Origin of the sequence: Streptomyces sp. YS-3 (genome assembly GCF_045257485.1) — a bacterium.
Lineage (GTDB): Bacteria > Actinomycetota > Actinomycetes > Streptomycetales > Streptomycetaceae > Streptomyces.
On the sequence record NZ_JBJHPC010000145.1, the window covers coordinates 1 to 13562 of the forward strand.

At 68.4% G+C, this 13562-nt stretch carries 14 protein-coding genes; 7 read left to right on the forward strand and 7 right to left on the reverse strand.

Annotated features, from left to right (window positions below):
• From ACJA3G_RS14760 to ACJA3G_RS14770, 3 genes are all read left to right on the forward strand, one after another.
• On the forward strand, nucleotides 1-748 hold a 748-nt coding region (locus ACJA3G_RS14760), incomplete at its 5' end, for an MBL fold metallo-hydrolase (protein WP_406553426.1).
• Between the two features lie 469 nt (nucleotides 749-1217).
• Nucleotides 1218-1928: a DUF4097 family beta strand repeat-containing protein gene (locus ACJA3G_RS14765; RefSeq protein WP_406553427.1), complete on the forward strand. Its 711-nt coding sequence runs from the start codon at nucleotides 1218-1220 to the stop codon at nucleotides 1926-1928.
• Nucleotides 1929-2014: 86 nt separating this feature from the next.
• The gene (locus ACJA3G_RS14770; protein WP_406553428.1) at nucleotides 2015-2371 is read left to right on the forward strand and encodes an allene oxide cyclase barrel-like domain-containing protein; all 357 of its coding nucleotides are present in this window, start codon (nucleotides 2015-2017) and stop codon (nucleotides 2369-2371) included.
• Nucleotides 2372-2403: 32 nt separating this feature from the next.
• On the opposite strand, the gene ACJA3G_RS14775 is transcribed toward ACJA3G_RS14770, so the two are convergent.
• Nucleotides 2404-3279, reverse strand: coding sequence for a helix-turn-helix transcriptional regulator (locus ACJA3G_RS14775; protein ID WP_406553429.1), 876 nt, complete (start codon nucleotides 3277-3279; stop codon nucleotides 2404-2406).
• 195 nt (nucleotides 3280-3474) lie between these two features.
• On the opposite strand from ACJA3G_RS14775, the gene ACJA3G_RS14780 reads away from it, so the two are divergent.
• Nucleotides 3475-4887 carry an MFS transporter gene (locus ACJA3G_RS14780; protein ID WP_406553430.1) on the forward strand — a complete coding sequence of 471 codons (1413 nt, stop codon included), beginning with the start codon at nucleotides 3475-3477 and terminating at the stop codon, nucleotides 4885-4887.
• 417 nt (nucleotides 4888-5304) lie between these two features.
• Nucleotides 5305-5442 (forward strand): hypothetical protein, encoded by a 138-nt coding sequence (locus ACJA3G_RS14785; protein WP_406553431.1) that lies wholly within the window; start codon nucleotides 5305-5307, stop codon nucleotides 5440-5442.
• 106 nt (nucleotides 5443-5548) lie between these two features.
• Here ACJA3G_RS14785 and ACJA3G_RS14790 read toward each other — a convergent pair whose 3' ends face one another.
• Nucleotides 5549-6553 (reverse strand): RNA polymerase subunit sigma-70, encoded by a 1005-nt coding sequence (locus ACJA3G_RS14790; RefSeq protein WP_406553432.1) that lies wholly within the window; start codon nucleotides 6551-6553, stop codon nucleotides 5549-5551.
• A 154-nt stretch (nucleotides 6554-6707) separates the two neighbouring features.
• Between ACJA3G_RS14790 and ACJA3G_RS14795 the strand changes: the two genes are divergently transcribed.
• Nucleotides 6708-7274, forward strand: a complete 567-nt coding sequence (locus tag ACJA3G_RS14795; protein WP_406553433.1) for a dihydrofolate reductase family protein — start codon at nucleotides 6708-6710, stop codon at nucleotides 7272-7274.
• Nucleotides 7275-7793: 519 nt separating this feature from the next.
• Here ACJA3G_RS14795 and ACJA3G_RS14800 read toward each other — a convergent pair.
• From ACJA3G_RS14800 to ACJA3G_RS14810, 3 genes are all read right to left on the reverse strand, one after another.
• A complete protein-coding gene (locus ACJA3G_RS14800) occupies nucleotides 7794-8348 on the reverse strand; it encodes a GNAT family N-acetyltransferase (RefSeq protein ID WP_406553434.1) in 555 nt (184 codons plus the stop codon).
• A 427-nt stretch (nucleotides 8349-8775) separates the two neighbouring features.
• Nucleotides 8776-9270: a hypothetical protein gene (locus tag ACJA3G_RS14805; protein WP_406553435.1), complete on the reverse strand. Its 495-nt coding sequence runs from the start codon at nucleotides 9268-9270 to the stop codon at nucleotides 8776-8778.
• 310 nt (nucleotides 9271-9580) lie between these two features.
• Nucleotides 9581-9952: a hypothetical protein gene (locus ACJA3G_RS14810; RefSeq protein WP_406553436.1), complete on the reverse strand. Its 372-nt coding sequence runs from the start codon at nucleotides 9950-9952 to the stop codon at nucleotides 9581-9583.
• A gap of 436 nt (nucleotides 9953-10388) precedes the next feature.
• Here ACJA3G_RS14810 and ACJA3G_RS14815 point away from each other — a divergent pair, with 436 nt between their 5' ends.
• Complete coding sequence (locus ACJA3G_RS14815; protein ID WP_406553437.1) at nucleotides 10389-11231, forward strand: MerR family transcriptional regulator; 843 nt, start codon at nucleotides 10389-10391, stop codon at nucleotides 11229-11231.
• Nucleotides 11232-11344: 113 nt separating this feature from the next.
• On the opposite strand, the gene ACJA3G_RS14820 is transcribed toward ACJA3G_RS14815, so the two are convergent.
• Both ACJA3G_RS14820 and ACJA3G_RS14825 read right to left on the reverse strand, forming a co-directional pair.
• Nucleotides 11345-11926 carry a sigma-70 family RNA polymerase sigma factor gene (locus tag ACJA3G_RS14820; RefSeq protein WP_406553438.1) on the reverse strand — a complete coding sequence of 194 codons (582 nt, stop codon included), beginning with the start codon at nucleotides 11924-11926 and terminating at the stop codon, nucleotides 11345-11347.
• Nucleotides 11927-12270: 344 nt separating this feature from the next.
• Nucleotides 12271-13562 (reverse strand): tetratricopeptide repeat protein (locus ACJA3G_RS14825; RefSeq protein WP_406553439.1); only part of this gene is annotated, 1292 nt, incomplete at its 5' end.

A 13562-nucleotide genomic window follows, 5' to 3' on the forward strand; every position in this document is an offset into this window, starting at 1 on the left:
CACCGAGCACACCGTGCTCCTGCGGCAGAACATGTCCGTGCACTTCGAGGCGCCGTTCCTCTTCCTCCTCTTCGGCAACGAACGTGCCCTGCTCCTCGACACCGGGGCCAGCCCGGACCCGGCCCACTTCCCGCTGCGGGCCACCGTGGACGCCCTGATCGAGGCGTGGCTGGCCCGCCACCCCCGTACCGGGTACGAGCTGCTGGTCGCCCACACCCACGGCCACGGCGACCACATCGCCGCCGACGCGCAGTTCGCGGACCGGCCCGGTACCACCGTCGTCCCGCCCGGCCTCGACGAAGTGACCCGCCACTTCGGCTTCACCGACTGGCCGCACCGCACCGCCGAGCTCGACCTCGGCGGCAGAGTGCTCGACCTGGTGCCGGGACCTGGCCACCAGTCGGCCGCGGTCGTCTTCTACGACCGGTACACCGGCCTCCTGCTGACCGGTGACTCGCTGTACCCGGGCCGGCTGTACGTCGACGACGCCGCCGCGTACGCCGAGACCGCCGACCGGTTGATCGACTTCTGCGCCACCCGGCCGGTCAGCCATGTCCTGGGCTGCCACATCGAGATGACCACCACCCCGGATGAGGACTACCCGCGCGGCACCACCCACCAGCCGGACGAGCCACCGCTCCAGCTCACCGTCGCGCATCTGCACACCCTGCGCCGTGCGCTCGCCGAGACCCGAGGCCGTACGGGCGCGCACCCGTACGGGGACTTCGTCCTCGTGCACCGGGGGTAGCGGCCGTCAGGAACGGGGGCCGGCGCGATCGTAGCGGCCACGGTCGCGCCCGCCCGCGCCCGCACCTCAAGGCCTCGCACCCGTTCCCGCACCCGTGCCCGCGCTCGTGGGGGCCGTCGTGGTCGGTGGCGAGCTGGTCGGCCCCAGGCGGTGAAGACGCGGACGCGTTTCCGCAGCGGCCGTCGAAGGACAGCCCGCCGCGGGCATGCAGGTGTCTTTCGCGTACCAGTACAGGGTGCGGGTGAACAGCTGCCCGCGCTCTCCGAGTTCCTCGACACGACGAGGGACCGCGCGACCTCCTCACGGTGGCGGTGGTCTCCGTGATGGTCGGCTCGGGCAGGGGATTGGGGGTTTTCCCCAGCGTGGGCGGGACTGTGGCCGCGTAAAGTCGCAGTGACTGATCATCGACCCAGCTCGTTCCAGACGGGGGAACCTCATGCGACGTCGGCAGACGCGTCTCCTTGCAGCAGTGACTTTCGCCGCTCTCACCACCGGAGGGCTCTCCGCGTGTTCGACCCTCGGCGAGAAGAAGACCTTCGAGGACGATGCCAAAGTGCACCAGAAGATCTCCGCGATCCGTCTCGACACCGGAAACGGCGGGGTGAAGGTGGACGCCTCGGCCGGCGTTTCAGCGCCCTCCGTGCACCGGAAGGTCAACTACCGTGGTGACCGGCCAAGTGGTACCTCGTTCAGTGTCGAGAACGGCGTCCTGACGCTCTCCGGTTGCGGTAAGCACTGCGGTGTCGACTACATCGTCAAGGTGCCCGCCGGTCTTCCGGTGACGGGAGGCACATCCAACGGCAGTGTCACCCTGACCGATGTCGGCAGGGTCGATGTGCATACGAGCAACGGCGAGCTCGTGGTGAACAAGACGACGGGCCCGGTGAAGTTGCGTACGTCCAACGGTGACGTGGACGTCAAGGGTGCCAAGGGCGGTGGCATCGACACGCAGACGTCGAACGGCGAGGTGACGATCCAGACGGACACCCCGCAGAACATCAGGGCCCGCACGTCCAGCGGCAGCCTCACGGTCACGGCCCCGCCCGCCAGTTACCAGATCTCGGCGAACGACTCCCACGGCGACAAGCGGGTGGCGTTCAGGAACGACCCGTCGGGCAAGTACCGCTTGGATCTGTCGACATCGAACGGTGACTTGACTGTGGAGTCGGCAGGTCAGTGACGTTCTTCAGCGAGGCCACTGATCACAGTCTCGCGGCCGTCGCTCACACCGCGACGCGGCGGTGCACGACCGAGGAGTTCCTCCCCATGATCAAAAGTCCCATGTCCATGTCCAGGAAGAAGCTCGCCCTGTCCGGTGCCGTCGGCGCCGACGAATTCGTCTACTCCGACAAACTGCTGCGCGACGGCAAGCAGATAGGCGAGGACGGCAGCTCCTGCCAGGTGACCAAGGTGGACGGAGCGAGGACGACCACCAACTGCGTGCTGTCGCTGCGACTGCCGGACGGGCAGCTCACCGCGCAGTCCCTGTGGACCGAGGGCTCTGACACGGTCCGGATGGCCGTGACCGGCGGCACCGGGGCCTACCGAGGCGCCTCGGGCGAACTGACCTGCAACAACATCCAGACCCCGCACGAGACGTACCACATCGTCCTGGACCGGTGACCGGCCACCGCCGCTCCCTCACGGCGTGGGCGTCAGCTCTCGTACCGTGGCGCGTAGGTGGTCTTCTCGCGGGGACTGGCCATGTCGAGGAGCAGCATCGCGTCGTGGTCGGGGGTGCCGGGCATCGCCTGGTAGGTGACGAGGCGCTGGCCGTCCGTACGGAAGATCGCCATCACCTCGAAGTGCAGACACATCGGACCGACCTCCGGGTGCTCGAAGTGCTTCTCGCCACCGCTGCGCGCCTGCACGTCGTACCGCTCCCACAGCCGGGCGAACTCCGGGCTCTTGACGACCAGTTCGCCCACCAGCTGGGCCAGGGCCGGCATGTCCGGGTCGGCGCCCGCCATCGCCCGCAGGTGGGCAGCGCTGTGTGCCGCCATCCGATCCCAGTCGCGGTACAGCTTGCGGCCCATGGGGTGCAGGAACATGTAACGGGTGATGTTGCGCTGCTCCGGCGGCCAGTCGGTGATGCCGGGGAAGAGGCGCAGACCGGGCCGGTTGGCGGCCAGCAGGCCGTTGACGCTGCTGACCACGTACGCCGGCGAGGGGCGCAGGGTCTCCAGCATGACGCGGACCGACTCCCGCACGGTGTGCGCCGGGTCGGGGGAGGCCGCGGGGGCCTGGCCCGCGGCGAGCGCCACCAGCTCGTGCAGGCGTTGCAGCGCGTCGGCGGGCAACCGCAGGGCCTCACCGAGCGCGGCGACGACCGCGGGCGAGGGCCGGGTCTCGCGCCCGCGCTCCAGCCGCGTGTAGTAGTCGACGCTGACCCCGGCCAGCGTCGCCAGCTCCTCACGGCGCAGCCCCGGGATACGGCGGATGCCGGTGCCCGGCGGGAGACCCACGTCCTGCGGACGGATGCGCCCGCGCCGGGCGCGCAGGAATCGCCCTAACTCCGTGCCTTCACTCATCGGCCCATTGTCGCAAAGGTCGTCGCGGGCAGGGGGCCCTGTTAGGGCCAGGAACACCGTTCCCCCGCATGGTCCGGTCTGCCGGAAGCCACGCGTTCCGGGAAGGCTGGTGGCGACCGCCACGATCCCGCTTTCCGATTTTTCCGCCGCCGAGTCCCTGTCCGGCAGGGACGGCACAGTGAGGAGGAGTACACGATGAGCGTCACACGATCCGGGGCAGGCACGTGGCAGAAGCCCGGCGCGGAGGCCCCGGACGGGCCAGGGCCGGCCGGTTCCGCGACCGCGGTCCTGGCCGCCGCCGTCCTCGGCTTCTTCGTGATCACTCTCGACGTCTCCGGCGTCAATGTCGCGTTGCCCGCCGTGGGGGACGACCTGGGGGGTTCCCTCTCGGGGCTGCAGTGGGTGGCCGACAGCTACACGCTGATGTTCGCGGCGCTGATGCTCTCGGCGGGCGCGCTCTCGGACGCGATCGGCGCCCGGCGCGCCTACGGCTGGGGTCTCGCCGTTTTCACCGTCGCTTCGCTCGCCTGTGGCGTGGTGCCGACGTTGGGGGCGCTGACGGCGGCCCGGGTGGTGCAGGGGAGTGCGGCAGCCGTGATGGTGCCCGCCTCGCTGGCGCTGATCCGGCAGGCGTTCCCCGACCCGCAGGCGCGCGCCCGGGGGATCGCGCTGTGGACGGTGGGCGGCGCCGTCGCCATCGCCGCGGGACCCGTCCTGGGCGGGCTGCTCACCACGCAGTGGAGCTGGCGCGCGGTGTTCTTCCTCAACGTGCCCGCCGGTCTGGTCGCCTTCCTGATGCTGCTGCGGGCCGGGCCCTCCCCGCGCCGCCCCACCGTCTTCGACCCGCCGGGGCAGCTCACGGCGGTGCTGGCGCTGGCCGGACTGACCTTCGCCGTGATCGAGGGCGGCCACCACGGATTCACCGCCACGGTCCTGGCGGCGGCCGGGGTCGCCGTGCTCGCCGGTGCCGGGTTCGTGGCCGTCGAGGCGCGGCGGCGCTCGCCCATGCTGCCTCTGGGGCTCTTCCGGCAGCGAGGTGTCAGCGTGCCGGTCGTCGTGGGCTTCGCCTGCAACGCCGCCTTCTACGGCGGAGTGTTCGTGCTGAGCCTGTTCTTCCAGGAGCAGCGCGGGCAGTCGGCGTTCTCGGCCGGGCTCATGTTCGTCCCGATGGCGGTGATCACCGCCAACTTCAACTACCTCTCACCGAGGGCGGTGTCCCGCTTCGGGCTGCGCGCGGTGGTCGTCGCCGGACTGCTGGTCGGGATGGCCGGTTGCTGCGGGCTCGCCGCCGTCGGCGCCGGCACGCCGTGGTGGCTGATCGCCCTGCCGATGATCCCGCTAGGTATCGGCGGCGCCCTCGCCATGCCGGCGCTGACCTCTCTGATGCTCGACAGCGTCCCCGCCGAGCGGGCGGGCACGGCGGCGGCATTGCTCAACACCAGCCGCCAGATGGGCGGGGCGCTCAGCATCGCAGTCTTCGGCGCGCTCCTCGCGCGCGACTTCGCGCCGGGCATGCGCGAGAGCCTGCTGCTGGCCGCCGCACTGCTGGCGGTCAACGCCGTGGGCGCGGCTGCGCTGCTGCGACGGCGTGCGGAGGACGCGGCCTGAGGGGGCGTGCCCGTTGTCCTGCGGCGCGCTGCCACAGCGCGCCGCAGGACAACGGGCACGCTTGTCTTCACCTGGCGCCTTACGCCTTGCTGCGACGGCCTCGCAACAAACTGCAGCACAACTTGCTGCACCGCGTGGCCGTGGCGGACCGCCCGCGGCGCAAGGCAGGCTGCTTGTCGTGGGTCCGGGCCCGGGCGGCTCGGCGTGAAGACCGACGCGGGACACCGTCCCTTCCGGCTCCTCCCTTCGCGACCCCGCACGGCCGGCTCCTGCCCCGCCCATGCTTACCGCGCGGGTGAGGGCGGGCCGCCCGATACTGGAGGAGCCGTACGTCGCGGAGGTGTTCGCCAGGTCGTCGACCGAGGGGTGCGCAGAGGCGAGTTGGACCCGGGGACGTCGCCCATCACCGTCGGCAACATGCTGCGTGACGTCTACCTCGGAGCGCTCTACCGATGGGCCAGTCGCCCCCCGGAGGAAGCCGACTCGCTGGCCGAAGAGCTCCAGCAGATCCTGCGACTGGTTCTGAGGGGGATGACCAGCACGAAGGTGCCCTGATGCCGGCCACACCAACGTCGGCCGCCGCCGGGGCGCCGGTTGCGGCTATGCCCTGGGACGGTCCCAAGTCCCCAGTCGCGGCAGCGATGGCCTGATGGGCGGGCAGTCAGCGGCTTGGGAGAAAGCGTGGAAGCCCGAACCAGGGCAGCATGCTGTTGTCGAATCGGGTCATGGCGCTGACGCGGTGGTCGGCGAGGGTGAGGACGTAGAGGCCGGTCCCGTGGCTGATGCCATTGGGGGTGCGCAGATACGCACCGAACGCCGGCTGGCCGTTGGCCCGCGTCGGTACCAGGTCGTACCTCCGGCCGGCACGGAAGACGGCGGCGCAGAAGCGGACGGCGGGGCCTCTGCCCTCGTACTCGAACGGCACGGGCGGCATCGAGATGAAGACGTCGTCGGTGAGAAGATCCACCAGCGCGTCGAGATCGGCGGACTCCCACGCGCGGACGAACCTCGCCACGAGCGCGTCCTCGGCGGCTGAGCCAGGAGCTGGAGGGCACTGGGCGGCCGGCGTCTGTCGGCGCCGCAGAGCGGCGCGGGCTCGTTTGAGCGCGCTGTTTACCGACCCAACGGTCGAGTCGAGCATGTCGGCCACCTCGGCGGCACGAAATTCGAGGACGTCACGCAGGACGAGCACGGCGAGTTGGCGGGGCGGCAGCAGTTGCAAAGCGGTGACGAACGCCAGGGAGATCGACTCGGACTGCTCGTAGCGGGCTTCCGGCCCGAGCGGCGCGTCGGTCACGGCTCGCAGCAGGCTGTCGGGATACGGCTGCAGCCAGATGACCTCGCCGAGCCGGGTCGGCTCTGGCGGTTCGACGTGGGGTACGTTCCACTCCTTGGCCCGGCGCCGAGTTGCCGAGCGACGCGCGTTGAGGCACCGGTTGGTGGCGATGCGGTACAGCCAGGTACGCATCGAGGCGCGTTGCTCGAACCCTTCGATGCCCTGCCAGGCTGCCAGTAGCGTGTCCTGCAGGGCATCCTCGGCGTCCTGCAACGATCCGAGCATTCGGTAGCAGTGCACCTGCAATTCCGCGCGATATGGCTGGACCAATGCGCGGAACGCGTCACTGTCACCGGCTCGCGCCCGCGACATCAGATCGCCCTTTGCCATCCCCGCGTCACCCTCTCCCTCACCACGTAGCACGTCCGTCGGGTATGGACACCGGCCGAACGGCGAACTGGGCGGTCGGTGCGCGCCCAGTTCTGCCGATGCCCCGGTGTCTACATCGGTGGCAGTCCGACCGTCCGAACACGGGAGCAACCTCATGGGAACGATCGTCGTCTTCGAGAACGTCTCGCTCGACGGAGTCACTCAGGACCCGACCGGCGCGGAGGGCTTCAGCCGCCACGACTGGCGCGTCGGGCTCACCCCGACCGACCGCGCAGCATGGGACAAGCTCATCCTCGACGACGCGCTGGGCGCGCAGGCCCTGCTGCTGGGGCGACGCACCTACGAGTTCTTCGCCGCACGGTACCCTTCCCGCACCGGCCAACTGGCGGACAGCATGAACAGCTTGCCGAAATACATTGCCTCCACCACGCTCACTGATCCGGCCTGGAACAACTCGACGGTGCTCGATGGCGACGTCGTGGACGAGGTGGGGAAACTGAAACTTACGTTCAACGGCGAGATCCGCGTCTACGGCAGCTCCCAGCTCGTGCACACCCTGATCCAGCACGACCTCGTCGATGAGCTGCGGCTGGCGATCTTCCCGCTCGTGAAGGGCGACGGCAACCGCCTCTTCGACCAGATCGGCACCCCAAAACACCTGCACCGTGTCGCTACCCGCAATGTCGGTGACAGCCTTGTTTACCTCAGCTACCAGACGTGACAGGCCCGTTGAGGGATTGTGGCGGCCTCTGAGCGCTCGGCCGCCACGGCGGGAGTCTGGCTGATCGGCGGAAATCCCGGGCTGGGTCAGGGACTTCGCTGTCGTTACGACCGTTCTCTCATCCTCCCCTGCCAGCATGTCCGTCGGGTGCGCCGGACCTGGGAACGAACGCGGGGTCGACGCAGCGTTGAGCGCTCCAGGACAAAGCCGCCTGGCGCGGACTAGAAAATGATCCGCGGGCTCTGTACGTTCATGTAGTACTGACGCCCGGAGCCGAAATCCGCCCAGAAGCCGACCTGCACAAGTACCCGGCCCCAGGTCTTGCGGAGGTCTATCGAGGTGAGGTTGAAGTAGTGGTTCCCGGAATTACCGGGGACCCACTGACCGGTCTGCCTGTCGACACACCCGAAGTCGTACAGCCATTTTTTGTTCCCGTGAGAAAGCAGAGGCTGCTCCGGCCTCAAGCGGAACAGGTTGTTGCCGGACCGGCACCAGCGCTGTCGGCGCTCTGGGTAGGGCTCATTCGCTCGTCCAATGCAGTTTGGCGAACTCGTCAGCGAGCATGCCCATTATGACGAGATCGTGGTGCTGACCGGCGAAGAACACCTGGTCGCGGAGGCGTCCCTCTTCTATGAAACCCAACCGGCGCTGAAGCGCCAGCGACGGCTCGTTGTGCGCCAAGATCCGTGCTCCGCACTTGTGGAAGCGCCGCTCTGCAAACATGAAGCGCAGCAGCATCACCACGGCTTCTGCCGCGTAGCCTTTGCGCCGATGACCAGCGCCCAGCGTTACGCCGTACTCGAACCAGCCCGCACGCGGATCAGCATGGTGCGAGCCGATGGCGCCGACTATCTTCCCCGTGGCGACGGCTTCGATGGCCAACTGGAAGCAGTCCCCGTCGGATTTGGCAGCGGACTGTTCCGTCGCCCAGGTGCGAAAACTCTCGGCGGAACGGGGTGGGTTGAGCAGGTCTCCCAACCCCTCCTCGTCCTCGGCGAAGCGCATGAACGCGTTCCAGTCGTCGGGCTCGATACCGCGCAGGCGTACCCGTTTGCCAGTCCAGAACGATGTCATCCCCTATTTGATCACGTTGCAGTGTGCGGGGTCCAGGCTTTCCCATACACCTGAGAGGGCCTTTGACCTGGCATTTTGCGGTTGCGGGCTCCTTTGGAGTCGACGCCGTTCCTGTCGCGCAGACTGCGGTGTGCCGCGTCTTGGCGTGCGTGACACCACACCGCAGCTGGGTATGGCGTGCTCAGGAATCGCTGTGCCGGTTTCGGACCAGATCCTCCGGAACAGGCATCCCGCGGGCGGCTGGTTCTGCGTGCCCGGAGTCCAGGAGAGCTTGCGCCGCTCGCCAGATACTGTTGCCCGCGCGGTCGAAGTGCAATGGCGGTACTCCGATCACGGTCTCGCCCCGCCGATCATCGTCAACGCGCAAGGGTGGGCTCGGGGATTGAAACGCTCGGAAGGCTCCTGGTGAGGACACCACGGGCGAGGATCACAGGTAATCGAAGAATCGGATCCACCACGTCGGGGGGTACTCGGGCGGGTAGTAGGAGACGAGGTCGCTGACGCCGTCGTACCCCGTCCAGAGCAGGTGCTCGGAGATGACGGTGTAGCCGAGGGCTTCGAGGTCTTCCTCGACGCAGTGCCGGTCGGTGGCATGGAAGAGCTCGCGCTCCTCTGCCTCGCTGTAGCTCCCGGGATTTCCCACGGTCACAACGGCCAGGTTTCCGAAGTTGCTGATGGTCACCTTGATGTGTTCAGCGCTGTGGGCGGCGGTTGCCGGGATGACGATTGTCCCGTGGTGGCTGGCGTCCTGGACCTGGCGATCGACAACGCAGCTGCACTGGAACCGCGCGTCCAGACGGGCAGCGAGCTGCTCAAACCGGGCTCGGGTGGCGATGGGGTCGTATCCGCGGGGAAACTCCATGTGCTGCGGGTCGTCGAGTTGCCGGAGCAGCGCCCAGGCGCTCTGGTCATCGAGGGGCATATACGTCTTCTCCTTGCAGGTGTCGGTGGCTTGCTGACTGATTTCTGCTGCGTCGGGACCAGACTCCGGCGCCGGCCCGATGCCAGGTGACGGCGATGCCGATGTCAGCGGCTGAGTTCGTCGTCAGCCTTACGAAAGGACCAAGGCTCGAACTGGTGCGGATTGAACTCGCTCCTGGGCATGGTTTGTGGGGCAGTCCGCGCGCGACAGCTTGTTCTTCGAGGTATGGAGGGCCTCTGGGACCTCTGGGGACTCGCCGTGGTTTTCACCGTTCGCTGTAAGATTCGGGAACAAGCAGTCTGCTTGCCGTTTAACGTCCGGACACCTCGGGAGCGGAGGTCATTGATGTCTGCAGGACATACAACCAACCCTGGCAGACTCCCCGGGTGACCGGTTCGAACAGCTCGGGGGTCGAGATTTCGACGAGGAACTGGGTCAGCAGGTCTTGATGTCCTTCCTCGGTGCCCACCCGGTCCTCGAAATGCACGGCCTGTGCCCATTCGATGAGCTGACTTGGGCTCGCACGTCCAGCGATGGCCCTCTCCGCAGCGGCCGTTACGTGGCGACGACGCAAGGTGACAATCGGAGTTGGTGCGCCATGGCGGGTGCTTTTGGTGAGTTCGGGGAGCTCCCCTTGCCAGAGTACGAGGTCCTCGAGAGCCCGGATCACGTTCGCGTCCATGTCAGCCATCCCCATGATGGCATGAGGACCAGGCAGTGGTGATCTCCCCTCAGGTCGAACCGGCATGACCCGTCTGGGTTTCGCGCCGACTTCGTGGTGCTCGGGGTGGTTGCGGAGCTGGTTGGCGGCGAGGAAGCGGTCCTGCGACCGGAACGAGGCCAGTTCCGGCGGAGACCCGCCTCCGGGCGCCCAAGCCCCAGTCCTCGCCGAGCGGCCGACGTAGCGCCGCCCCGATCTGCCGCCACCCGGCGCCCGCCCAGCGACCGGGCCCGGCCGCTGAGCGCATGAACAGGGTGCGACGGGGGCCCACGTGTACTCGACCATCAGGACGGTCCTCACCAAACACCAGGCACCAGGCACCAGGCGCGGGTTGTGTGCCGTGCCGCATGGCCTCGGTACTTGACCTTGCAGTCGCCATAACGCTGAAGATGAAGCCATGTTGTCGATCAGTGATTTCAGCGAAATGTGCAATCTGCCGCCGCAGACGCTGCGGTACTACCACTCCGAGGGGCTGCTCGTTCCGGCGGATGTCGATGAGCGGACGGGCTATCGCTCGTACACGTTCACGCAGGTCGAGCAGGCCATGCTGATCACTGTCCTGCGCCGCACGGGGATGAGCGTGAAGCTGGTGGGCCGTGCCCTCGATGAGCCGGAGGCGGCCCTCGGCCTGCTGCGGCAGCATACGCGGGAGGTGCGGCGGCAGCGGCAGGCTCAGGATGAGGCGATCGACGATGCGCGGGAGTTCTTCACCTCGCCCCCCGAGGTGAGCCTGCGCCGGGTGGGCCGGATGACCGTGGTGTCCAAGCCCGTATCGAGCCCGTCGGCCGGGGGCGAAGGGTTTGACTGGGACGCGGCCGACGCCGCTGTGGCGGCGACTGTTGAGGACGTGGTCAAGGCCGTGGAGTCTTCTGGAGCCGAGGTGTCGGGGAGGCCGTGGCGGACCCTGGCCGCCGAGACCCCGGAGCAGAGGAGCCGGACGGTCGTCGGTGGGGGACCGGACTGGCTCGTGAAGGTTCCCGTCACGGCGGTCGAGGGTGCGCTGGCGTCTTTGCCGCGCGATGTCGAGGTGCAGACCTTCGAGGCCCGGGACGAACTGTCGATCTTCATCCCGGGTAAGAGTTCCATGGCCAAGTACGCCACCGCGCTCTCACGTCTGTTCACCCACCCTCTCGACGCCGCCTACGTCGACGCCTCCCGTATGCGCCAGGTGCTGCATGACGACGGCATCGAGACCGCCGCGGCGATCCGCGGACTCGACGAGCCGGGCGCGCCCGAATGAGCTGAGAGTGGCCGCGCCTCGCCAACCATCCGTACGCGGCGGGCTGGCGGGGGCGCGCGCGGGAAGTGCGAGGGGCCGGGTACGAAGCGGACGGTTTCGCTGCCGAGCCGTGGCTAACCCGCGAGAACACCCTGCTTCTCCAGCGCCTTGCGCAGTGCCCGCACGGCGTAGAAGGCGCGGCTCTTCACGGTGCCGGGCGGTACGCCGAGGTGCTCGGCCGCCTGGGCCACGCTGCATTCCAGGTAGTACATGAGACGGATGACGGTTCGCTGCTGCTCGTTCAGTTCCCGCAGGGCCTTGAGCACCGCCTGGGTGGTGATCGTGGATTCCGTGCTGTCCCAGGATGCGTCCAGGTCCTCGGCCGGCATGAGCTCCAGCGGCCGGTTCCGCCGGGCCCGATGGTGGTCGATGACGAGGTTCCTCGCCACCGTGAACAGCCATGGCCGGATGTGGTCACTGCGGGTGCCCAGGAACCGGTGATGCTTCCAGGCGCGGGCCGCGGTCTCCTGGAGGATGTCCTCCGCCTTGTGCCAGTCGCCGTCGAGCAGCCGCGTGGCGTACCGGACGAGCAGAGGCCCGTACCGGTCGTAGACATCTCGTACGAAGGCGTCGCAGTCGGCGTCCGATGTGACGTGCCAGGTGTGCGTCCGCGGCGGAGCGAGGGTGGTGGTCCCCGCTTCCATGATCCCGTTCATGGGTGGTGCCCGTTCCTGTTCAAGTGTTCTGTGGCCTGCTCGCCCGCATGCGCGGTCGAGTGGCTCAACACTCGTGGGGGGCCCTTAGCCGAACCTTGTCGTCTTCTTGTCGTGCCCTGCGGTGTCTACTGCCGCCCGCCCAGGCCCGGGACGTCGGCGGCGCGACGCGGGGTGAACCGTCGCCCTGTCCCGGGCGTTCACAGCACAGCGACACAGACCCGCGGAGTTCTTGGCGCACGGGCCGACGACCGACGCTCCGCCGCGCCTCCAGGGAGGTGTTCCGTCTCCGCCATGTCCCGGCGCCGTCGTCGGTGCCGAAACGAAAAGGAACATGCGTGACCGGTTCACGGCTTCGCCGCGTCCTGCTGTCCGGTGCAGTGGCGGTCGGCGCCCTGGTGCTGCGCAGGGCCACCGCTGCGCGGAACCGGGAGGCGATGCTTTCCTGCCGCCCTCTCCGGCACGGTGGGTGTGGGGTCCGCGTCCATGTCGAGGGCGGTGAGCCGGTCGCGGACCTGCTGGGCGCTGTGACGCATGGCTCGCTCGTCGGCGTTCTCGAGGGCCTTGACCCAGTCCGCTCGCGCGGCTTCCCGGTCGCCCTGGGCCAGCCGGGTGTCCCCGAGCCGCATCAGTGTGCCGATGGCGTTCCTGTGGTCACCCAGTTCCTCGAACGCCCGCGTCGCCCGCTGGTAGGTGGCCACCGATTCCTCGTAACGGCCGAGCGCACGGAGGATGTAACCCACGATGTCCCACCCCTGGGCCAGCTGCCACGGCGCGTCGAGGCGCTGGAACAAGGCGATGCCCTCTTCGCTGTACTGAAGGCCCTTCTCCAGCTGTCCCAGGTTGGAGTGGAACCAGGCGAGTTCGAGAAGGCACTCGGCCAGCCACAGCTCCTCACCGGTCTCCCGGGACAGCTCCAGTCCCCGCTCGGAGAACGTCACGGCCTCCTGGATACGGCCGGACAGGAACAGCGCGCACGCCATGACGTAGTGGGTTCGCGCCTGGTCGCCGGTCGCGTCGAGCTGCTCGAAGATCGTAGTGGCGCGTCGCAGGTGCTGCTGGGCTTCTTCCGGGTGGCCGAGATAGCCGTGGATGCTGCCCAGATGGCGCAGGCAACGGCCCTCTTCGAGCCGGTTGCCCTGGCGCCGGGCCACTTCGAGGGCGGGGGTCAGCGCGGCGATGGCTTCGGGCCAGAACTCCTGGCGGTGGAGATGTTCCTTGAGCGACCAGGCCAGCCCGGTGGTGTGGTGGTCGAGTTCCTGGCTCACGGCGCAGTGGAGCAGGCCGGTCAGTACCCGGTGCTCGGCGGTGAACCACCGGGTTGCCTGCTGGACGCCGGTGAATTTCTCCGGGTTGACACCCCGGCCGGGCGCTCCGAGGTCGAGTTCGGCCGTCGTGTCCTGCTTGAGGAGTTGGTTGGCCTCGTAGGCGGTGAACATGTAGTGGTCCAGCACCCGCAGGGTGGCGTGGTGGCGTTCCTGGGGGGTGTCGTGGATCTGGGCGAGTTCGCCGGCGTAGTTGCGGAGGAGGTCGTGCAAGCTGTAGCGGCCGGGCAGCGGTTGTTCCACGAGGCAGGAACTGATCAGGGCGGCGAGTGCGCGGCGGGTCTGGGCGAGGGGCAGGCCGACCAGGCCGGCGG